This is a genomic window from Actinophytocola sp. (assembly GCF_035762905.1).
Lineage (GTDB): Bacteria > Actinomycetota > Actinomycetes > Mycobacteriales > Pseudonocardiaceae > DASYTH01.
In genome coordinates, this window is the sequence record NZ_DASUCC010000016.1 from 1 (window position 1) to 19,882 (window position 19,882).

21 protein-coding genes are annotated in these 19,882 nt (G+C 71.2%); 7 read left to right on the top strand and 14 right to left on the bottom strand.

Annotation, left to right across the window (positions count from 1 at the left end; all coding sequences use genetic code 11):
* Positions 1-280 (top strand): VOC family protein (locus VFV67_RS02065; protein ID WP_326466753.1); only part of this gene is annotated, 280 nt, incomplete at its 5' end.
* Here VFV67_RS02065 and VFV67_RS02070 read toward each other — a convergent pair.
* From VFV67_RS02070 to VFV67_RS02090, 5 genes are all read right to left on the bottom strand, one after another.
* A complete protein-coding gene (locus VFV67_RS02070) occupies positions 273-1,424 on the bottom strand; it encodes an acyl-CoA dehydrogenase family protein (RefSeq protein WP_326466755.1) in 1,152 nt (383 codons plus the stop codon). The genes VFV67_RS02065 and VFV67_RS02070 overlap by 8 nt on opposite strands.
* A gap of 87 nt (positions 1,425-1,511) precedes the next feature.
* Positions 1,512-2,123 (bottom strand): GTP-binding protein, encoded by a 612-nt coding sequence (locus VFV67_RS02075; RefSeq protein WP_414636154.1) that lies wholly within the window; start codon positions 2,121-2,123, stop codon positions 1,512-1,514.
* Positions 2,104-2,640: a DUF742 domain-containing protein gene (locus VFV67_RS02080; protein WP_326466759.1), complete on the bottom strand. Its 537-nt coding sequence runs from the start codon at positions 2,638-2,640 to the stop codon at positions 2,104-2,106. The genes VFV67_RS02075 and VFV67_RS02080 overlap by 20 nt, the downstream gene beginning before the upstream one ends.
* A gap of 7 nt (positions 2,641-2,647) precedes the next feature.
* Positions 2,648-3,076 (bottom strand): roadblock/LC7 domain-containing protein, encoded by a 429-nt coding sequence (locus VFV67_RS02085; protein ID WP_326466760.1) that lies wholly within the window; start codon positions 3,074-3,076, stop codon positions 2,648-2,650.
* Positions 3,073-6,066, bottom strand: a complete 2,994-nt coding sequence (locus VFV67_RS02090) for a nitrate- and nitrite sensing domain-containing protein (RefSeq protein WP_326466761.1) — start codon at positions 6,064-6,066, stop codon at positions 3,073-3,075. The genes VFV67_RS02085 and VFV67_RS02090 overlap by 4 nt, the downstream gene beginning before the upstream one ends.
* A gap of 585 nt (positions 6,067-6,651) precedes the next feature.
* Between VFV67_RS02090 and VFV67_RS02095 the strand changes: the two genes are divergently transcribed.
* A complete protein-coding gene (locus tag VFV67_RS02095; RefSeq protein ID WP_326466762.1) occupies positions 6,652-6,987 on the top strand; it encodes a DUF485 domain-containing protein in 336 nt (111 codons plus the stop codon).
* Positions 6,984-8,558: a cation acetate symporter gene (locus VFV67_RS02100; protein WP_326466763.1), complete on the top strand. Its 1,575-nt coding sequence runs from the start codon at positions 6,984-6,986 to the stop codon at positions 8,556-8,558. The genes VFV67_RS02095 and VFV67_RS02100 overlap by 4 nt, the downstream gene beginning before the upstream one ends.
* A 3-nt stretch (positions 8,559-8,561) precedes the next feature.
* On the opposite strand, the gene VFV67_RS02105 is transcribed toward VFV67_RS02100, so the two are convergent.
* The 6 genes from VFV67_RS02105 to VFV67_RS02130 all read right to left on the bottom strand — a co-directional run bounded on the left by VFV67_RS02105 (position 8,562) and on the right by VFV67_RS02130 (position 11,597).
* Positions 8,562-9,182 (bottom strand): maleylpyruvate isomerase N-terminal domain-containing protein, encoded by a 621-nt coding sequence (locus tag VFV67_RS02105; RefSeq protein ID WP_326466764.1) that lies wholly within the window; start codon positions 9,180-9,182, stop codon positions 8,562-8,564.
* The gene (locus tag VFV67_RS02110) at positions 9,179-9,538 is read right to left on the bottom strand and encodes a DUF3817 domain-containing protein (protein WP_326466765.1); all 360 of its coding nucleotides are present in this window, start codon (positions 9,536-9,538) and stop codon (positions 9,179-9,181) included. The genes VFV67_RS02105 and VFV67_RS02110 overlap by 4 nt, the downstream gene beginning before the upstream one ends.
* Entirely contained in the window at positions 9,535-9,921 is a 387-nt protein-coding gene (locus VFV67_RS02115; protein WP_326466766.1) for a hypothetical protein, read from the bottom strand. The genes VFV67_RS02110 and VFV67_RS02115 overlap by 4 nt, the downstream gene beginning before the upstream one ends.
* A gap of 24 nt (positions 9,922-9,945) precedes the next feature.
* Positions 9,946-10,713: a lytic murein transglycosylase gene (locus VFV67_RS02120; RefSeq protein ID WP_326466768.1), complete on the bottom strand. Its 768-nt coding sequence runs from the start codon at positions 10,711-10,713 to the stop codon at positions 9,946-9,948.
* A 38-nt stretch (positions 10,714-10,751) separates the two neighbouring features.
* The gene (locus VFV67_RS02125) at positions 10,752-11,243 is read right to left on the bottom strand and encodes a helix-turn-helix transcriptional regulator (protein ID WP_326466770.1); all 492 of its coding nucleotides are present in this window, start codon (positions 11,241-11,243) and stop codon (positions 10,752-10,754) included.
* 192 nt (positions 11,244-11,435) lie between these two features.
* Positions 11,436-11,597, bottom strand: coding sequence for a hypothetical protein (locus tag VFV67_RS02130; RefSeq protein WP_326466771.1), 162 nt, complete (start codon positions 11,595-11,597; stop codon positions 11,436-11,438).
* Positions 11,598-11,715: 118 nt separating this feature from the next.
* Here VFV67_RS02130 and VFV67_RS02135 point away from each other — a divergent pair, with 118 nt between their 5' ends.
* Positions 11,716-12,480, top strand: a complete 765-nt coding sequence (locus tag VFV67_RS02135) for a crotonase/enoyl-CoA hydratase family protein (protein ID WP_326466772.1) — start codon at positions 11,716-11,718, stop codon at positions 12,478-12,480.
* A gap of 179 nt (positions 12,481-12,659) precedes the next feature.
* Here VFV67_RS02135 and VFV67_RS02140 read toward each other — a convergent pair whose 3' ends face one another.
* Both VFV67_RS02140 and VFV67_RS02145 read right to left on the bottom strand, forming a co-directional pair.
* Positions 12,660-13,802 (bottom strand): CaiB/BaiF CoA-transferase family protein, encoded by a 1,143-nt coding sequence (locus VFV67_RS02140; protein ID WP_326466773.1) that lies wholly within the window; start codon positions 13,800-13,802, stop codon positions 12,660-12,662.
* A gap of 13 nt (positions 13,803-13,815) precedes the next feature.
* On the bottom strand, positions 13,816-14,967 hold the full coding sequence (locus VFV67_RS02145; protein ID WP_326466774.1) for an acyl-CoA dehydrogenase family protein: 1,152 nt from the start codon (positions 14,965-14,967) through the stop codon (positions 13,816-13,818).
* Between the two features lie 49 nt (positions 14,968-15,016).
* Here VFV67_RS02145 and VFV67_RS02150 point away from each other — a divergent pair, with 49 nt between their 5' ends.
* Entirely contained in the window at positions 15,017-15,679 is a 663-nt protein-coding gene (locus VFV67_RS02150) for a TetR/AcrR family transcriptional regulator (RefSeq protein WP_326466775.1), read from the top strand.
* A 66-nt stretch (positions 15,680-15,745) separates the two neighbouring features.
* On the opposite strand, the gene VFV67_RS02155 is transcribed toward VFV67_RS02150, so the two are convergent.
* A complete protein-coding gene (locus tag VFV67_RS02155; RefSeq protein WP_326466776.1) occupies positions 15,746-16,222 on the bottom strand; it encodes an NUDIX domain-containing protein in 477 nt (158 codons plus the stop codon).
* Between the two features lie 113 nt (positions 16,223-16,335).
* Between VFV67_RS02155 and VFV67_RS02160 the strand changes: the two genes are divergently transcribed.
* Positions 16,336-17,337 carry a hypothetical protein gene (locus VFV67_RS02160; RefSeq protein WP_326466777.1) on the top strand — a complete coding sequence of 334 codons (1,002 nt, stop codon included), beginning with the start codon at positions 16,336-16,338 and terminating at the stop codon, positions 17,335-17,337.
* A gap of 40 nt (positions 17,338-17,377) precedes the next feature.
* The gene (locus VFV67_RS02165; RefSeq protein ID WP_326466779.1) at positions 17,378-19,648 is read left to right on the top strand and encodes a sensor histidine kinase; all 2,271 of its coding nucleotides are present in this window, start codon (positions 17,378-17,380) and stop codon (positions 19,646-19,648) included.
* The last annotated feature ends 234 nt before the right edge of the window (positions 19,649-19,882 follow it).

The following is a 19,882-nucleotide window of genomic DNA, read 5'->3' on the forward strand; positions in this document are numbered from 1 at the left end:
GATCGGCCACGCCGAGCTCCGCCTGGGCGCCGGCATGATCATGTTCAGCGGACCGCCGGAGGCCGGCTGGCTGGGCGGCGGCACGCCCGACCCGCTGGCCGGGACGGTCAGCATCTATGTCGTCGTCGCCGACCCCCGGGCGCACTACGAGCACGCCCGGGCCGGCGGCGCCACGATCGTGCGGGACCTGGAGTCCACGGACTACGGCTCGCTCCAGTACATCGCCCGGGACCCGGAGGGAAACCTCTGGTCGTTCGGCAGCTACGACCCGCTCAGCTGAACGCGTTGATCCCGGTGAGCGCCCGGCCGATGAGCAGCTTCTGCACCTGGGTGGTGCCCTCGTAGAGGGTGAGCACCCGGGCGTCGCGCAGGTACTTGGCCACCGGGTACTCGTCCAGGTAGCCGTAGCCGCCGAACACCTGGATGGCCAGGTTGGCCGCGTTGACCGAGTTCTCGCTCGCGTACAGCTTGGCCATGGACGCCTCGGTGGAGAACGGCTGCCCGCGGTCGACCAGGTCGGCCACCCGCCAGACCAGCAGCCGGGCCGCGTCGGTGGACACGGCCATGTCCGACAGCATCTCCTGGACCAGTTGGAACCCGGCGATCGGCCGGCCGAACTGGGTGCGTTCGCCTGCGTATTTCACGCTGGCCTCCAGCGCCGCGCGGGCCAGGCCGACGCAGCCCGCTGCGACCGACATCCGGCCCTTGTCCAGCGCCGCCATGGCCACCCGGAAACCCTTGCCCACCTCGGCCAACCGGGCCGAGTCCGGCACCCGCACCGCGTCCAGCAACAGTTCGCCGGTGGACTGGCCGCGCAACCCGAGCTTGCCCTTGATCTCCCGGTGGGCGAAGCCGGGTGCGTCGGTCGGCACCAGGAAGGCGGTGATGCCGCGCGGACCGGGCTCCCCGGACCGGGCGAAGATCAGCGCCAGGTCGGCCCAGGTGCCGTTGGTGATGAACATCTTCGAGCCGCTGATCAGCCAGTCGTCGCCGTCCCGGACCGCCCGGGTGGCCAGGCTCGCCGCGTCCGACCCGGTGTCCGGCTCGGTCAGACCGAAGCAGGCCAGCGACTCGCCGGAGCACAGCCGGGGCAGCCAGCGCTGCTTCTGCTCCTCGGTGCCGAAGCTCAGGATGGTCTTGCCGACCAGGCCGAGCGAGACCGACACGATCCCGCGGACCGCCGTGTCGCCCCGACCGAGCTCCTCCATCATCAGGCAGTAGGCCAGGTGGTCGCCGCCCGACCCGCCGTAGCTCTCCGGGATGGTCAGACCGAGGAAGCCGACCTTGGCCAGCTTGTCGACGATCGACCGGTCCACCGCCTCGGCCCGGTCCCAGGCCGCCGCGTACGGAACGACCTCGGCGTCGATGAAGTCGCGGGCCAGATCGCGCAGGGCGGTCTGCTCGTCGGTCAGCGTGAGGTCCATGGCGGGCTCCAGGGCGATCGGTCCGGTCGTCGGACCGAGTCTCCCACCCGCACCTGCCCCATCGAGCGGATGCGACCGCCGCCACACTCAGGGCACCGGCGCCCCGTGGGTGGCGACCCAGCGGTCCATCGCGTAGCCGACCATGGTGATCAACGTCTGCTTCACCGACTCCCGGTCCCGGGCGTCGCAGGGCACGATGGGCACCTCTGGACCGATCGCAAGGGCGTCCCGGACCTCGTCCACGCCGTGGTGCTGCACGCCGTCGAAGCAGTTCAACCCGATGACGTAGGGAAGCTGGCGTTCCTCGAAGAAGTCGATCGGGGAGAACGAGTCGGCCAGCCTTCGGGTGTCGGCCAGCACGACCGCCCCGATCGCGCCGCGCACCAGGTCGTCCCACATGAACCAGAACCGCTGCTGGCCCGGCGTGCCGAACAGGTACAGCACGAGGTCCTTCTCGAGCGAGACCCGGCCGAAGTCCATCGCCACCGTGGTCGTCGCCTTGTTCGGGGTGGACTCGAGATCGTCGATGCCGCGACTGGCCTCGGTCATCGCGGCCTCGGTGGTCAACGGCATGATCTCCGACACCGAGCCGACGAAGGTGGTCTTGCCCGCTCCGAACCCGCCGCCGATGACGATCTTGACCGACATCATCGTCGGCGCTTCGGGCGCGTCCGTTTCGCTAGAGCCGGCGGAGTCCACTCAAGACCCTTTCCATCAGTAGCAGGTGTGCTTTGTTGGCACCCCCGGTTGCGGTTCTGTGCACGACGACGAGGCCGAGGTTGGCCATGTCACCCAGCAGCACCTTGGCCACGCCGAGCGGTACGCCGAGCAGCGTGGCCACCTCGGCGACCGACCGCGGCTCGCGGCACAACTCGGCGACCGCGCGGTGTTCGGTCTGGCTCAGCGTGTCTATGTTCGCGCCCCGTTCCGAGGTGGTGACCAGGGCTTCGATCCGGAGTTCCAGCGCGGACCGGGTCCGGCCCCTGGTCCAGGAGTAGGGCCGGACGATCGAGGGGTCGCCGGCGAGTCCGGCGTCCATCGCGAGTTGGTCGATCTCCGGCGATCGGTCCAAGGTGGACGGTTCCGGCTCGGCGAACCGGGGCCAGGGATGAGCGGGCAGGGTGTCCTCGTCCACCACCTGCCGCCGGCGTTGTCGCCGGCCGAGGTTGGTGAGCCCGTTCACCACATCGGCGAACGTATCGTCCGAGCCGTTCATGCCGGCCTCATACCGGCTGCCCGACCATGCGACCGGGCTTGGACTGGCCCCGCAGCTCGGGCGCGAGGATCTGGCCGACCCGGTCCACCAGCAGCGTCATCTCGTAGGCCACCTGGCCGATGTCACACACCGGCGCGGCCAGCACGGCCAGGCAGGACCCGTCGCTGATGGCCATCAGCAGCATGATCCCGCGCTCCATCTCGACGATGGTCTCGCGCACCTCACCGGCCTCGAAGCACTGTGCTGCTCCCCTTGCCAGGCTGACGCATCCGGACGCGATCGCGGCCAGTTGGTCGGCCCGGTCCGGAGGCAGCCCGGCCGAGCTGGTGAGCACCAGACCGTCCGCGGCCACCACCACGGCGTGGGCGACACCGGGGACACGCTGGACGAAGTCGTTGACGAGCCATCCGAACTGGTTGGGTTGCGGCGAAGTCATTCACTCTCCCTGTCGTGCTGGCTGTCCTGGACGGGACCGGCCTCGGCGGCGGTCCCGCCCTGCGGGGCGGCCCGGTCGGCCAGGTTGCGTCGGCCCTTGGTCAGGCCGCGTTGCAGGTTGCCCAGCCGGGCGCGCAGCTCGACCGCTCGGTCGACCTGAACGCCGCCACCGCCGTCCGCGCCGCCGGCCGGCTGGGCGGGCCGGGGCGCACGCCGGGGCAGACCACCGGCGGTGAAGTCCACTGGAGCGGACGAGAGCCGCCAACTGCCGGCGCCGCTCAGTTCGGGCGCCGGCGGCCCGACGGCGGCGGGCGCCCGGCTCTCTCCGGGCATGGCGGGTGCCCGGCTCTCCTCGGACACGGCGGGCACCGGTCCGATGGCATCGGCCGGGCCGGCGTCCTCGGCCGCATCGGCCCCGCTGGCGCTGCCGGGCAGCAGGTTCTGCCGCGGCTTGCGCCTGGGCAGCCCGCTGTCGGTGTAGTCGTCCGGCCGGGACCGGGAGATCACCTGTGCGGCCTGGAATCCCGCGTCCGCGGCGAACTTCCAGGCATCGGTCGCCGGATGGTCCTGGATCGCCCGGAACCAGGCCGAGATCATCTCGTCGAAGATGGGCGTGGTCTCGGCCAGCGGCATTCCCGGGTTGGCGGTGGACCACCAGCCGGTGTCCGGCACGGCCAGATCCACCGGCCCCGCCTCGGTGTCCACCGGTTTGGCGAACCTGGTGCCACCGGGCGACCGGCGGGGCAGCGGCGAGTGCTCGTCGGTGGCCGGCGGGGCCTCGGTCGCGACGGTCGGATCGGGCTCCGGTGGCGGAGGTTGCGGCGGCTCCCGGCGCGGCAGCGGGGAAGGCACCGGCGGCGGCTCGGGCGCGAATCCGTTGACCGGGATGACCGGCGTCCCGTTGACCGTCCCGTTCACCGAACCGTTGACCGGGCCGGGCGGGTAGTCGGGCACCTCCTCGTAGGGCGGCGGCACCGGCACCGTGTCGGTCTGCGGCTCGGTGACCAGGTCGGCCGGCAGCGACACGGTGGCCCGCACGCCCTGGATGTCCTTGCCGCCGTGCAGCGAGACCTGGACCCCGTGCCGGCCGGCCAGCCGCCCGACCACGAACAGCCCCATCCGCCGGGAGGTCGACACGTCCACGGTGCGCGCGTCGGTGAGCTTGGCGTTCGCGGCCGCCAGCTCGGACTCGCTCATCCCGATGCCCTCGTCGAGGATCGCCACGCACACCGTGCCGTCCTCGAACGCATGGCTGGCGATCGTGACCTGGGTGCCCGGCGCGGAGAACGCGGTGGCGTTGTCCAGCAGCTCGGCGACCAGGCGGACCAGATCGCCCACCGCGTAGCCGACGATCAGCACGTCCGGCGGCGGCAGCATCAACACCCGTTGGTACTGCTCGATCTCCGAGACCGCGGCGCGCAGCAGGTCGGCCAGCGTGGCCGGTCTCTGGTTGCGCCGGCCGGGCTCGCTGCCGGAGAGCACCATCAGGTTCTCGTTGTTGCGGCGCATCCGGGTGGCCAGGTGGTCCAGCTGGAACAGTGTGGCGAGCTGCTCCGGATCCTCCTCGTCGCGCTCGAGCCGCTCGAGCAGCTGGAGCTGCCGCTGCACCAGACCCTGGCTGCGCCGGGACAGGTTGACGAACACGTCGCCGTACCGGGCGCGCAGTCCGGCCTGCTCGGTGGCCAGCCGCAACGCCTGCCGGTGCACCTCGTCGAACGCCCTGGCGACCTGGCCCACCTCGTCGGCGGACCGGACCGGGACCGGCCGCGGCACCGGCTCGGGCGCGCCGCCGCCGTCCCTGATCCGCTCGACGGCCCGGGGCAGCTCGTACTCGGCGACGTCGAGGGCGCTGGTGCGCAACACGTTCAGCGACCCGAGCAGGTGCCGGCCGATCACGATCATGACAGCGGTGGCGAACACCAGCGCCACCAACAGGATCACCGAGGCCAGCCCGGCTCCGTCGCTCGCCTCGTCCTGCAACGCGGTGGACCGCTCCTCGATCTCGGCACCGAGCGAGGCGGACACCGCGGCGGTGCGGCCGGCGACGTCCTCGGAGCTGTTGTGCCAGGTCGCGCCGTCGATCGGCAGCGGCCGGCCGGGCGCGGTGGCCATCGCGGTCTGCACGAGGTTCTCCCGCGCCGCCACGCCGGCACCGGCCACCTGGCTGGCGAAGTCCTGCTGCTGGGCCGTGTTCGCGTCGAACTTGAAGTCGGCGAGCCGGTCGGTCAGCCGGGCCTGGGACGCGCCGACCGCGGCGAGTTGCTCCTCGGCCAGCCGGCCGTGCGCCAGCCCGACGCCGACCAGGGCCTGCTGGAACCGGATCTCCTCCTTGGCCACCTCCAGGTCGTGCAGGGCGACCGCGGTTCCGGCCAGCGCCGGGTCGAGGACCTCGGCGGCGGCGGCGCGATTGAAGTTCAGCAGCGCGCTGATGATCCCGGTGTAGCCGGCCAGCGCGGCCGGCGCGTCCACCTGGCCGCTGGCGACCGCGTCCCGCAGCCCGGGCAGTTCGCCGAGCCGGATGCTCACCTCGTCGAACCGGCTGGCGGTGATCTCGGTGTGGAAGCTGGCCCGCCCGGCGGCGTGCCGCATCGCCGCAGCGGTGTGGTCGACCTTCTCCCGCTCCTGGTTCAGCTCCGGGGCGAGCGTGGCCATGTTGGCCGCCCCGATGGCGAGCAGCGTGGTGGTCGCGGTGCGCTCCCGTTGCAGCGCGTCGGCCAGCGGGCGCAACTGCTCGTTCACCGCGACCAGACGGTCCACCCTGCGGTAGGAGTCGGCGCGGTCCACCTGGTCGCCGATCTGCATCGCGCCGAGCACGACCGCGAACACGACCGGAACCAGGGTGACGGCGGCGAGCTTGGTCGGGAGGTTCCAGTCCCACCAGTTCAGCAACAGGCGCAGCAGCGACGGCTCGCTGCTCCGGGCCGCGTGGCCCGCCCCGGTATCGGGCGGCTTGTCGGTCCGGGAAACTCTTGCCCTTACGGTCTCAGTCACGCGCAATCCTCCGCGGCTGTCGAAGAACAGACGGTTACCGCAACCCGTCCGAACGCATCACTCGCAGTCGCGTCCGTGGCGGCGAGATCCGAGGGACGATCGTACATAGCGCGGCGTGATCATGAAGTGGATAATGAATACCGGGCCTGACCAGCGGGAATCGTGGGATAATCGGTCTTCCGGCCCGGATGCGCGGCGGGATCGGACGGCACGGATCGGCGGAAATCTACTGTGGGTAATGATTTTCGGGGTTTGGTAACGCAATGGGGGTACGCCGGGTTGATCGATTCCTCGATATGTCCACAGTGGACTTCAATCCCGAGTGTGAGCTGCGGAAGCACGTTCCAGAGCCAGAAAGACCCAGCGGCCGGTATCACGCAAAGTTGCGAGCAAGTTCACCGATAAGTGTGAAGTCTGGTGGGTGCACCCGCCTGACGTTGTGGTCTGTCGTCCACCCGTGGTTACTATGTCGCGCCAACGAACAGGCATTCCCGAGCTTTGCGAGGAATTCGAATGACCGAGGTGGCTCCATCCCCGATGGCGGCTTGGCCGGCGGAGCCGGCGGCGTTCGGTGGAATTGACCGGATGCCGCGGCCGGCCCCGAGGAATTCGGGACCGGACTTCGCCCGCATCCAGAACAGCCTGGAGTTCGACGAGCTGCGGCGCCGGTTCCGTGGCTTCGTCTTTCCGACGTCCGTGCTGTTCTTCGTCTGGTACCTGACCTACGTGCTGCTCGCCGCCTACGCCCGGGGGTTCATGGGCCTCAAGGTGATCGGCTCGATCAACGTCGGGCTGCTGCTCGGCCTGCTCCAGTTCGTCTCGACCATCGTGATCACCCTGTGCTACCTGCGCTTCGCGCGCCGGCACATCGACCCACGGGTCAGGCAGATCCGGTCCAACGCGGGAATCGCCGACACATGACCTCGATGGGCAGCCCGGCGCTCAACACCGTGGTGTTCGCGGCGTTCGTGATCATCACGTTGCTCGTGGTCTACCGGGTCAGCAACCGCAACTCCACCACGGCCGACTACTACGCGGCCGGCAGCGCGTTCACCGGTCCGCAGAACGGCGTCGCGATCACCGGCGACTACCTGTCCGCGGCGTCGTTCCTCGGCATCGCCGGCGCCATCGCCGTGCACGGCTACGACGGGTTCCTTTACTCGATCGGGTTCCTGGTGGCCTGGCTGGTCGCCCTGCTGCTGTTCGCCGAGCTGGTGCGCAACACCGGCCGGTTCACCATGGGCGACGTGCTGGCCTACCGGATGCGCCAGCGTCCGGTCCGGGCCGCCGCCGCCACGTCCACTCTGGTCATCTCGTTCTTCTACATGCTGGCCCAGATGGCCGGTGCCGGCGGGCTGGTCGCGCTGCTGCTCGGCGTGCACAGCAAGACCGGGCAGGCCCTGGTGATCACCGTCGTCGGCGTGGTCATGATCCTCTACGTGCTGGTCGGCGGCATGAAGGGCACCACCTGGGTGCAGATCATCAAGGCGGCCATGCTGGTGCTGTGCGCCGTGTTGATGACCGTGTTCCTGATGGGGAAGTTCGGGTTCAGCATCTCGGCCCTGCTCGACGAGGCGGCCAACAACAGTGCCCGCGGCGAGCTGCTGCTCGAACCGGGTGGGAAGTACGGCAAGACCCCGATCGCCAAGCTGGATTTCATCTCGTTGTCCCTCGCGCTGATCCTCGGCGCCGCCGGGCTGCCGCACGTGCTGATGCGCTTCTACACCGTGCCGAACGCCCGCGAGGCCCGCCGGTCGGTGGTGTGGGCGATCATGGCGATGGCGGTGTTCTACGCGGCCACGCTGGTGATCGGATACGGTGCCGCGGCACTGGTCGGCTCCGAGAAGATCCTGGCCTCGACCGGCCGGGAGAACTCCGCGGCCCCGCTGCTGGCCTTCGAGATCGGAGGCACCCTGCTGCTCGGCATCGTGGCCGCGGTGGCGTTCGCGACGATCCTGGCCGTGGTCGCCGGGCTGACCATCACCGCGTCCGCCTCGTTCGCCCACGACGTGTACGCCAACATCTTCCGGCGCGGTCGGACCAACTCGGCCGACGAGGTCCGGGTCGCCCGGCGCACCGCGGTGATCATCGGCGGCCTGGCGATCATCGGCGGAATCCTGGCCAACGGCCAGAACGTCGCCTTCCTGGTGGCCCTGGCGTTCGCGTTCGCCGCGTCGGCGAACCTGTCCACACTGATCTATTCGCTGTTCTGGAAGCGGTTCAATACCACCGGAACGCTGTGGGCCATGTACGGCGGCCTGTCCTGCTGCCTGGTGCTGGTCTTCTTCTCCCCCTTGGTGTCCGGCGCCCCCAGCTCGATGTTCCGCGACGTCGACTTCCACCTGTTCCCGTTGACCAACCCGGGCATCGTCTCGATCCCGTTCTCGTTCCTGTGCGGCTACCTCGGCACCGTCCTGGCCAGCTCCGACCGGGCCGACCGCGCCAAGCAGGCCGAGATGGAGGTTCGCTCGCTTACCGGGATCGGGGCCTGAGACTCACATCCAGGGGTCGAGCGAGATGCCGGTGGGTAGTTCGGCGCGGCCGGTGAGCCAGGCGAGGAGGCGGCGGCCGTCCGGACCGGACAGTCGCGCCGGGAGCCGGTTCAGGGCGTGCCGGAGTTCCCAGTCGAGGTAGAGATCGGGCCAGTCTTCCGGTTCGTAGCCGAGGCCGAGATCGACGTGGTGCACTTCGACCTCGCGCAGCCGGCGCAGCGGACTGCCGCTCGTCGTGAACCGGTCGTCGCCGAGAAAGTGTGCGTTGGGCCAGCCGGCCTCGACGGAGCACCGCCACACTTCCTCGAGCCGGCGGGCCGACTCGGTGACGTCGGCGGCGAGTTCGACGGCCGGCCGGCCGGCACCGTCCTCGATCTCCCGGTCCCTGGCGGGCATGCCGCCCGGGTAGCGCGGGAGGTCCTTGCCGCGCAGCGCGCCGGCCAGCCGGTGGGCGTGGCCGTCGGCGTTGCGGGCGACGTGGGTCAGCACGTGCCCGACCGTCCACCCGGGCAGCCGGCTGGGCGCCCGGGCGCCGTCGTCGGTGACCGCCGCGGCGGTGGCGATGATCCGGTCGTGCGCGGCCCGGCAGGCCGCGACGGCGTCCGCGGGGTCGACCTCGGTCACCGGCCGGCGCCGAGTTCGGCGCTCACCCGGCGCTCGACCACGAACGAGAGGAACGGAACCATGCCGGCCAGCAGCACCAGCACCGTGCGCTTGACCGGCCAGCGCACCTTGAGCGCGAGGTCGACCGTGGCCAGGAAGTACAGGATGTAGAGGAAGCCGTGCACCGGTCCGATGATCTTCGTGTACTGGTCCTGGCCGAACCCGTAGTTCATGATCATGGCCGCGCACAGCGCGAGCAGGCCGACGCCCACCACGTAGGCGGCCACCCGCCAACGCGCCAACGCGCCGCGGACGCCGGCTGCGGGCACGGCCTGGACGGGGTTCTCCTCGTCGGAGAGCACCGGCCGGTCGGTCATCGTGTCTCCTGCTGGTCTCGGGCGTAGAGCTGGGCCAGGTACCGGTTGTACGCGGCCAGCTCCGGGTCGTCGTCGGGCTCATCCTGCCTGGTGACCACCGGGGCCGGGGCGGGCACCCTCGGCGCGGGCGCGGGCGCCGGCGCGGGCGCGGCCGGCGCCGCGGTCTCGTGCTCGCGGCGCAACCGGCGCAGCCGCCAGAACAGGAACGCCGGGAACAGCCCGAACAGCGGCCACTGCAGCACGTATCCCAGGTTCTGCCAGCTCCCGGTGGCCGACTCGAACCGCTGCCACTGCCACCATGCCAACCCGAGGCAGAGCACCAGGGACAGCACGGACACCCCGGCTATCGCCAGCCGGCGTGGGGTGAACAAGCTGCCTCGCACATCCCCGACGCTAACACCGCCGGGTCACCGCTGGCCGGCGGCGGTCCGGGCGTACCGGTCGGCCAGGCCGAACACCCGCTGACCGTAGGGCACGGAGTTGTTGTAGGAGAGCACGCCGGCCCACCAGCCCGGCGCGGTGGCCAGGTCGCGGCCGCCGGCGCACAGGTAACGCCCGGCGGCCAGCGCCGCGTCGTCGATCTGCTGCGGATCGCCCCGGCCGTCGGAGTTTCCGTCCGCCGACCAGGCCCGCCAGGTGGACGGGATGAACTGCATCGGGCCGACCGCCCGGTCCACCCCGGTGTCGCCGTCCAGCGCGCCGCCGTCGGTGTCCGGGATCGACCGGACCCCAGCCGAACCGTCCAGCGGCACGCCGACGATCGGCCGGGACGGCCGGCCGTCCTCGGCCAGCTCGGCGCCGGCCCACTGGCCGTGGTTGGACTCGACCCGGCCGATGCCGGCCAGCGTCGCCCAGGACAGGTGGCAGCCCGGGGCGGTCGTGCGGACCACCAGCTCGGCATTGCCGTAGGCGGCCAGCGCCCGGGCCGGGATGCCGGTCGGGCCGGCCAGTCGCTGCGCCCAGGCGGCCAGCGGGTCGGCGCCGGACACGGCGGCCTGCGGGCCGGCTGGCACCACCGAGCCCGGCTCCACCTGCGCCGCAGCGACCTGGGTGGCTGGGATTTCAACGGTGGCCGGACTCGGCGTGGGCACGATCGCCACGCGCAGTAGCCAGAACCCACCCGCGGCGATCAGCACCGCGAGCGCGACCAGGAGGATTCGGCCGACGAACCGCACAACGGATCAACGACGCCGGCAGCAGAGCGTTACGGAGATCAGGCGACGCCGTCCCGGCGCACCTGGCGCTGTAACCGGGCCACGCACCAGGCCGGCGCGCTGCCCCGGCGCAGGTGCTCGAGCACGGTCAGCGGCCCGAGGCGGCGGCTGAGGTCGGACGGCGAGAGCCCGGCCGCCCGGTAGTCCAGCGCGCGCTGATCCAGCGGGCTGATCCCGGCGTCCCACCACTCGGTCGCCTCGGCCAGACCGCCGACCATCGTCCACCAGCCGGCGGCGGCGTTGATCAGGTCTGCGGGCACGTCGGGCAGCCGCTTCCGCATGGCGGCAACGAATCGCGGGTCGGCGTGGTGCACCGAAGCCCAGCTCGCCGAGCCGGACTTCGGGCGCTGCCCGGGGATTCCGGGCTGGGGTATGGGGGCCTCGGCGAGCCACTCCGAAGCGATCCGGTGGATCTCGTCGGCCTCAGCGTCCTGCGCCCGCTCCGCTGTCCACTGCCGAACCAGAGCATCGACCCCGGGGTCGTCGAGCATCGTGCCTCCTCGAGGTGCTGGCCGTCACGCCGGAAAGGCTCCCGCAAGATGTTGCGAGAACCGTATTGGGCGGGAGGCGAGATTGCTAGACCTGAATCGACACGGAATCCACGATCTGGGCTGACGGGCCGTCGATACCCCCAAACGGTCCAATGTAGATCATGCACCGTACGAGTGCTGTCACCCTTCGTGTCAGGCGAAGATGCTCTTCATGAAGGTGATGATCGCTTCGGCCCCATCCCGCATCCAGCCGAGGATGTCCTGAACGGCCTGTCCAGCGGCGCTCGGCTGGGTAATGACGTAGAACAGGACGATGGCCGCCACGACGATGGTGAGAATCTTCTTGACGTCCACTGCACACTCCGTCCGCTACTCCCCCGACGTCGGTCGGGTGCACCTACCTTACGGTGGGTAAACCTCTAGGTACATCACTCTATGGGTCATAACTAGGCAACCCAAGGAGACACGCTCAATGATCGAGAGTGTGGTCATCGAACGGTCCGGTCCGATATTCACTGTCCTGTTGAACCGCCCGGAAGTCCGTAACGCCGTGGACGGCCCCACCGCGGCGGCGTTGGTCGCCGCGTTCCGCGCGTTCGAGGCCGAGGAGGACGCGCTGGTCGCGGTACTCGCGGGGGTGGGCCCGGCATTCTGCGCCGGGGCCGATCTCAAGGCGGTCGGCACGCCCCGCGGCAACACCGTCACATTCGACGGGGACGGGCCCATGGGTCCGACCAGAATGGTGCTGAGCAAACCCGTGATCGCCGCGGTCAGCGGCCCGGCCGTGGCCGGCGGCCTGGAACTGGCGCTGTGGTGCGACCTCCGGGTCGCCGACACCACCGCCGTCTTCGGCGTCTTCTGCCGGCGCTGGGGCGTACCGCTGATCGACGGCGGCACGATCCGGCTGCCCCGCCTGATCGGCCAGAGCCGGGCCATGGACATGATCCTGACCGGCCGCGCGGTCGACGCCGACGAGGCGTTGTCCATCGGCCTGGCCAACCGCGTCGTCCCGGCCGGCGAAGCCCGTGCCGGCGCCGAGCAGCTGGCCGCCGAGATCGCCCGCTTCCCCCAGCTCTGCATGCGGGTGGACCGCGCCTCGGCCCTCAACCAGTGGGGCTACGCCGAACGCGAGGCCATGCACCGGGAACTCGACGGCGCCCAGTCAACGCTCCTCGGCGCCACCACCGGAGCCGCCCGCTTCGCCGCAGGCGCCGGCCGCCACGGCGTCTTCGACTGATCCGCCTCGCTAGTCCGCCTCTCCGGGATCAACTGCTGTTGTTGCGTTCCAGCCGGTGGTGCGGTTGGCGGGTTGATGGTGGCTGGGTGCCGTCACGGTGCCCCTGAGGTTGCGTTGGTCGGCCCAAGACTGCACACGATGATGCACCGGGCAGGCCCTGATCCCGCCCCATCCGCGAGTCAGGCGATGAGGCCGGCGGTGCGGAGGCGGTCGATCTCCGGGGCGGGGAGGCCGAGTTCGGTGAGGACCTCGGTGGTGTCGGAGCGGGGGGCGTGCGGGGCTCGGGGTGTGGGCGCCGGGGTGCGGTCGAACTTGGGGGCGGGCGCCGGCTGGGGGTGGCCGTCGACGTCGACGAAGGTGCCGCGCGCGGTGTTGTGCGGGTGGGCGCGAGCTTCCTCGGGGGTGAGGACCGGGGTGAGGCACGCGTCGGTGCCGGTGGCGAGCTTCTCCCACTCGTCGCGGGTACGGGTGCGGATGACGGCGGCCAGGCGGGTGCGCACGGCGGGCCAGTGTGCGGGGTCGAGGCGGTTGGGCAGGTCGGCGGGGTCGATGTCGAGGACGCGGAGCAGATCGGACCAGAAGCGTTCCTCGATGGCGCCGACCGCGACGTAGCGGCCGTCGGCGGTTTCGTAGGTGTCGTAGAACGGAGCCCCGCCGTCGAGCATGTTCTCGCCGCGGCCGCGGTTCCACAGGCCGATGTTCTTCAGGCCGTGCAGGGCCGTGGTGATCAGCGCGGCGCCGTCCACCATCGAGGCGTCCACGACCTGGCCCCGGCCGGACGACGCCCGCTCGACCAGGGCGGCGAGGATGCCCATGGCCAGCAGCAGGCCGCCGCCGCCGAAGTCGCCGAGCAGGTTGAGCGGCGGAACCGGGCGCTCGCCGGACCGGCCGATGGGTTCAAGGGCACCGGCCAGGCCGATGTAGTTGATGTCGTGGCCGGCGGCGGGTGCGAGGGGCCCGTCCTGGCCCCAGCCGGTGATCCGGCCGTAGATCAGGCGGGGGTTGCGCGCCATGGTGTCCGCCGGGCCCAGCCCGAGGCGTTCGGTGACGCCCGGCCGGAACCCTTCGACCAGCACGTCGGCGCGGTCGATCAGGCGCAGCGCCAGGTCGCGGCCCTCGGGCGACTTGGTGTCCAGGCCGATCCACCGGCGGGTCCGGGTGAGCGGATCGTCGGGAAAGCTGAGCACGTCGAAGCCCGGCTTGGCCCGGTCGATCCGGAGCACGTCGGCGCCGAGGTCGGCGAGGATGGTGGCGGCGAACGGGGCGGGGGCGAGCCCGACCAGCTCGACCACGGACAATCCGGCGAGCGGCCCACCGGCCATGGCAGCGGTCCTCCTACAGGGTTCGGGAGATGATCTCTTTCATGATCTCGTTGGTGCCACCGAAGATCCGGCCCACCCGGGCACCGGTCCACACCCGTGAGATCGGGTACTCGCTCATGTAGCCGTAGCCGCCGAACAGCTGCAGGCACTCGTCGGCCACCCGGGACAGCCGGTCGGTGGTCCACCACTTGACCATCGCCGCGCCGGTCACGTCCAGCTCGCCGCGCAGGTGCCGCTCGATGCACTGGTCCAGGAACGCCTTGCTCACCGCCACCTCGGTGGCGCACTCGGCGAGCGTGAACTTGGTGTTCTGGAAGCCGAAGATCTCCCGGCCGAACGCGGTGCGCTCCTTGGTGTAGCGGACGGTCATCTCCACCGCCGCTTCCATCGCGGTCACCGAGGTCACGCCGATCAGCAGCCGCTCCTGCGGCAGCTGCTGCATGAGCTGGACGAACCCGAGCCCCTCGGCGCCGCCGAGCAGGTTCGACACCGGCACCCGCACGTCGTCGAAGAACAGCTCGGAGGTGTCCTGGCCGTGCATCCCGACCTTGTCCAGCACCCGGCCGCGCCGGAACCCTTCGGCCCCTTCGGTCTCCACCACGATCAGCGACACGCCCTTGGCCTGCTCGCCCGGGTCGGTCTTGGCCACCACGATCACCAGCCCGGCCTGCGCGCCGTTGGTGATGAACGTCTTGGCGCCGTTGATCACGTAGTCGTCGCCGTCCCGGATCGCCCTGGTCTTGATGTTCTGCAGGTCCGACCCGGTGCTCGGCTCGGTCATCGCGATCGCCGCGACCAGCTCGCCGCTGGCCAGCTTCGGCAGCCAGCGCCGCTTCTGCTCCTCGGTGCCGTACCCGGCAACGTAATGCGCGACGATCCCGCTGTGCACGGCGTTGCCCCAGGCCTCGTCGCCGGCCCTGGCCTGCTCCTCGAGCAGCACGGCCTCGTGGGCGAACGTGCCGCCGCCCCCGCCGTACTCCTCCGGGATCGACAGGCACAGCAGCCCGACCTCGCCCGCCTTGTTCCACAGCTCCCGGTCGATCTGCTTGGCCGCGGCCCAGCGCTCCTGGTTGGGCGCCAACTCCTTCTGGCAGAACGCGTGCGCCAGCTCGCGGAACGCGTCGAGGTCTTCGGTCAGCCACGAGGAACGCTGGGTGATGGCCACGGTACGACCTCCAAGAAACAATCCGGACGGCATGTAAAGTCTGCTCAGAATGTACACAGTCAAGCGGCACCGCACCCAGGCCGAACGCAGCGAACACACCCGCGAGCTGTTGCTCGAGGCGACCATCGAATGCCTGGTCGACCTCGGCTACGCCCGCACCACCGTGCAGGAGATCTGCCAGCGCGCCGGCCTGTCCCGGGGCGCGCAGCAACACCACTTCACCACCAAGGCCGAGCTGATGGCCAGCGCCCTGCAGCACCTGTTCGCCCGGCTGTCCGCCGAGGTGGCCCGGGCCGCGGAGGCGCTGCCGCCCGGCTCGGAGCGGATCACGGCCGGCATCGACCTGCTCTGGCAGTCCTACTCCGGCACGCTGTCCACCGCGGCGATGGAGCTGTGGGTGGCCGCTCGCACGGATCCCGAGCTGCGCGCGGTGCTGCTCCCGGTGGACCGCGCGCTCGGCCACGCGACGCTGGAGCTGTACCGGCAGGCGGCCGGGCCGGACACCGACGAGAAGCTGCTGGAGCGGTTGCTGCTGCTCAGCGTGAACCTGACCCGCGGCCTGGCCCTGGACGCCATGCTCGGCGGCGACGCCGGCCGCCGGGCCACGCTGCTGGATCAGTGGAAGACCATCGTGCTCGAGCACTACCGGGCGGCGACCGGTGACGAGGGTCGGCCCGGCCCTCGCTCGGGCCGACCCTCGCAACAGAAGTAGAGGGATCCGCACGCGGAACGTGACGTTCGCGATCGCAACAGCCTCGACCTGCGGGCAACCGCAACCTCAGTCGGCCATCTGCCAGATCTCGTCGCTGCGGTAGTAGTCCGCGATCTCGTCGGCCATCAGCCGGTCGGCGTCCCGCCACGGCCCGACCGCGTCCAGGTCGTCGATGTCCAGCCAGCGCGACTCGTCGTAGGAGTACATGTTCGGCCGCGGCTCGCCCAGCTCGGTGTCCAGCGTCGACTCGCTGGGCAGCTGGCAGCGCCAGATCCGCAGGGTGGCGTCGCCGGTGGTCTCGCCGTCCTCCGAGGGCCAGGTCAGCAGCTTGCGGTCACTGAGAATCCGGTCAACGCAGCGCAGCGAGATGCTGAACTCGGTGGTGAACTCGCGTTGCAGTGCGTCCCGCTCCTCCTCGTCCTTGCCGACCTGGTCGCCGGGCAGTTCCCAGTAACCGGCCACCGTCTGCGGGCGAGAGCGCCGCGCCACGAAGATCCGGTAATCGCGCACGATGGCCGCGCCGGCCACGATCACCTCGGTCATGCCGCCCAGTACCTCAGCTTCGCCGAGTTCGGGCGAGTGATGCGCAGGAAGCCACACGGGCGGAGTTCGCTACCTGATCGGGCAGCCACGAAACCTGCTGACACAATGCGGCGGTGACAGCGCCTGCTCCCGGCTATCCGCCCGGTCCGCCCACCCAGTACCAGCAGTATCCGCCGCAGCAGTACCAGTACCCGCAGCAGCCGCGGCCGCCGCGCAGACCGCGCTGGACCGGCGGCCTGCTCGGCGGGATCCTGCTGCTGATCGCCACCGGGATCACCGTCTGGGGCAGCTTCGGTGTGGTTCAGACCTTCACCCGGGATCGGGGCGAGGACCTCGTCTTCGAGGTGCAGGAGACCTGGTGGACCGCCCGCCAGGGCCGCCCGACCGCCGACGAGGAGTCAGTCCTGTTCGGGCTGCCGCTGATCCTGGCGGCGGCGCTGCTGCTGATGGCGGGCCTGTTCGCGCTGAGCGCGATCACCAGCCGCAGGTCCGGCCTGGTGACCTCGGCCCGGGTGTTCGGCGGTACCGGGCTCGGCCTGCTGGCCGGGGCGTTACTGCTGCAGGTGTTGGAGGGCCTGGAATTGCTCAACCAGGCCAACAACGCCAACCCCGAGCCCGGCGAGAACGTCAGGTACGAGATGGGACTGGGCATCTGGCTGCCCATGGCCGCGTTGCTGATCGGGTTGATCGGCCTGACCCTGGCGCTCACCGGAACGGCCGGACGGGCCGAACCGGACACTCCGCCGATGGGCTGGCGGGCGCTGCAACCCGCCGGCTACCCACCGGGTCAGCCCGTTGCGTTCCCGGCCTCCCAACCGATCCAGCAACCGATGTCCGGACCGGCTTCGGTGCAGCAGCCGATGTCCGGACCGGTTCCGGTTCAGCAGCCGGTCACCGGCCCGACTTCGGTGCAGCCGGCCACCGGCCCGACTCCGGTGCCGCCGCCGGCCGCCCCGCCGGTCACCGAATCACCGGCCCAGCCGCCGGCCACGCCATCCGCCGCCGCGGAGCCGGCGGCGGAGCAGCAGCCACCGCCGGATGCCGAACCGGCCGAGCACCCAGCCGCCGACGAAACGCAGCGAACGGGTCATCCGGACGACAATTCCCGCAACTGACGCTGTCCGAACTCCACCAATGTGAGAGATGATCCAGGGCGTGTCCGGCCAGGCGGGGGCGCGACGGCTGCCCGTCTCGCTCCTCTTGCTCACGCTCACCCTGCTCGGGGTGGCTGCGTGGTGCCTGGCCTCGCGCGCGGCCGCGCCCTCCGACGGCACGACGATCAGCTCCGGGGACGCCCCGATCTCGTCCGACGGCGTGATCGTCACCGCGGTGCTGGACCCGGCCGGCCCGGTCCGGCCCGGCGATCGCGTCGTGGCGATCAACGGGATTTCGCTCACCGACCGGATCGGCGGCCGGCCCGGCGGCCCGCCGGCCGGTGACCCGGTGCGCTACGAGCTGCTCCGCGGGGACCAGCGGGTCGTCGTGGACGTCGCGCTGCGCCCCTATCCGGTGTGGTCCGCGCTGGCGGCCGGCTGGCCCACGCTGCTGGTCACCGGCTTGCTGCTGATCACTGCCGTGGCCGTGTTCCTGGTCCGGCCGCTCGATCCGGCGGCGCAGGCGGCCCTGAGCGCCGCCGCGCTCACCGTGGTCACCACGTCGGGGTCGGCCTATTTCGGGCTCGAGGCGATCGACCTGGTCGCCGGCGACCAGTTCTGGCGTTGGTACACCGGCGAGTTCGCCTACGCCCTGGTGTGGGGCGCCATGTTGCACTTCGCCCTGGCTTTCCCGGCGATCACGCACCGCGCCCGGTATCGGTGGCTGGTGACGCTCGGCTACCTGGGGCCGGTGGTGCTCTACGGGGTCACCGCCGGGGTCGCGGTGCTGCTGCCCGACCCGGTGCAACGGCTGTACGTGCTCGGTGCGCCGGCGCTGCCGACGCTGTTCGTTTATCCGCTGTGCGTGCTCGGCGTGTTGGTGCACAAGTACCTCAGGTGCACCGAGGACCAGATCCGGCGCCCGCTGCGGTGGCTGGCGACGACGCTCGGCGGCGGCGTGGCCGTGTACCTCGCCGTGTGGGTCCTGCCGTCGTTCATCGGCGGGCAGCCGCTGCTGCCGGACCGGTTCCACGCCCTGGCCTTCGTCGCGGTGCCGGTGGCCGTGGTGGCGGCGATTCTGCGGCACCAGGCGCTCGACATCGAGGTCGTGGTCAGCCGTTCGCTGGTCTACGGGGCGCTGTCCGCCGGTGTGATCGGGCTGTACATCGGCCTCGTCGGCGCGCTGTCCCTGGTGTTCCCGCCGATCCAGTCGCTGTGGGTGCAGGCGGCGGTGGCGGCGACCATCGCGGTCGCCGTGCAGCCACTGCGCGCCCGGCTCCAGGCGGTGATCAACAAACGGCTGTTCGGCGACGCCGACGACCCGTACCGGGTGGTGTCGACGCTGGCCTCCCGGCTGGAGAACACGCACACCCCGGGCGCCATGCTGCCGGCGATGGTGGAGACGGTGTCCACGGCGCTGCGGCTGCCGTACGTGGCGATCGAGATCACCGCGCGCGGGCGCACCGAGACGGCGGCCAGCGTCGGGGCCCCGACCGGGGAGCTGCACCGGATGCCGCTGACCTTCCAGGGTGAGCGGGTCGGCTACCTGGTGATCGCGCCGCGCGGCCCGCGCGAGGGGTTGCGGCGTCGGGACCGGGTCGCGCTGGCCGAGGTGACCCGGCACGCCGGCGCCGCGGTCTACACCGCCCGGCTCACCAGGGATCTGCGCCGCAGCCGGGACCGGCTGGTGCGGGCCAGGGAGAAGGAGCGCAGGCGGATCCTGCACGAGCTGCACGACGGGGTCGGCCCGACGCTGGCCGCGGTGGCGCTGGGCATCGACGCGAGCCAGCGCAGCATCGGCAACGACACGGCGACCGGCGTGCTGCTCGGCCGGCTGCGCGACGAGTTGCAGGCGGCGATCGTGGAGATCCGCCGGCTGGCGCACGGCCTGCGACCGCCGGTGCTGGACCGGATCGGCCTGATCCCGGCGATCCGGGAGTACGCGGCGGCGCTGGCCAGCCGGACCGCCCGGGGCGAGGATTCCGACGAGGGCGTGAACATCGTGCTCGAGGTGCCGTCCGTGCTGCCCAAGCTGCCGGCCTCGGTGGACGTCGCCGCCTACCGGATCATCTGCGAGGCGCTGACCAACGTCACCCGGCACGCGGCGGCCCGATCGTGCGCGGTTCGGCTGTGGGTGGACGATGATCTGCACATCGAGGTGGTCGACGACGGGATCGGGATCGGGCAGACCGCGCTGACCGACGGCGGGGTCGGGCTCACCTCCATGCGCGAGCGGGCCGCCGAGCTGGGCGGCGACTGCCTGGTGGAGGCCGATCGGGAAGGGGGAACCCGGGTGTTCGCCACCCTGCCGCTGCCGAAGGAGGCACCGTGAGCGCAGGCTCGGCCGCGGTGGCGGCTGGACTGAGGAGCAGCGCAGCCGCGAGGAACGAGCGGCGAGCAGCGCACGAAGGAAGCCGACACCAGCAGCGGCCGACCCGACGCGAACCATCCGACACCGTGAGCGCAGGCTCGGCCGCGGTGGCGGCTGGACTGAGGAGCAGCGCAGCCGCGAGGAACGAGCGGCGAGCAGCGCACGAAGGAAGCCGACACCAGCAGCGGCCGACCC

What these genes read in the sequence shown, in the direction of transcription:
- VFV67_RS02070 (WP_326466755.1), bottom strand. Translation starts at nt 1,424, where the DNA reads ATGGACCTCACGCTGACCGACGAGCAGACCGCCCTGCGCGATCTGGCC.
- VFV67_RS02080 (WP_326466759.1), bottom strand. Translation starts at nt 2,640, where the DNA reads ATGAACGGCTCGGACGATACGTTCGCCGATGTGGTGAACGGGCTCACC.
- VFV67_RS02085 (WP_326466760.1), bottom strand. Translation starts at nt 3,076, where the DNA reads ATGACTTCGCCGCAACCCAACCAGTTCGGATGGCTCGTCAACGACTTC.
- VFV67_RS02095 (WP_326466762.1), top strand. Translation starts at nt 6,652, where the DNA reads ATGCCGCGGCCGGCCCCGAGGAATTCGGGACCGGACTTCGCCCGCATC.
- VFV67_RS02100 (WP_326466763.1), top strand. Translation starts at nt 6,984, where the DNA reads ATGACCTCGATGGGCAGCCCGGCGCTCAACACCGTGGTGTTCGCGGCG.
- VFV67_RS02110 (WP_326466765.1), bottom strand. Translation starts at nt 9,538, where the DNA reads ATGACCGACCGGCCGGTGCTCTCCGACGAGGAGAACCCCGTCCAGGCC.
- VFV67_RS02125 (WP_326466770.1), bottom strand. Translation starts at nt 11,243, where the DNA reads ATGCTCGACGACCCCGGGGTCGATGCTCTGGTTCGGCAGTGGACAGCG.
- VFV67_RS02135 (WP_326466772.1), top strand. Translation starts at nt 11,716, where the DNA reads ATGATCGAGAGTGTGGTCATCGAACGGTCCGGTCCGATATTCACTGTC.
- VFV67_RS02140 (WP_326466773.1), bottom strand. Translation starts at nt 13,802, where the DNA reads ATGGCCGGTGGGCCGCTCGCCGGATTGTCCGTGGTCGAGCTGGTCGGG.
- VFV67_RS02150 (WP_326466775.1), top strand. Translation starts at nt 15,017, where the DNA reads ATGTACACAGTCAAGCGGCACCGCACCCAGGCCGAACGCAGCGAACAC.
- VFV67_RS02155 (WP_326466776.1), bottom strand. Translation starts at nt 16,222, where the DNA reads ATGACCGAGGTGATCGTGGCCGGCGCGGCCATCGTGCGCGATTACCGG.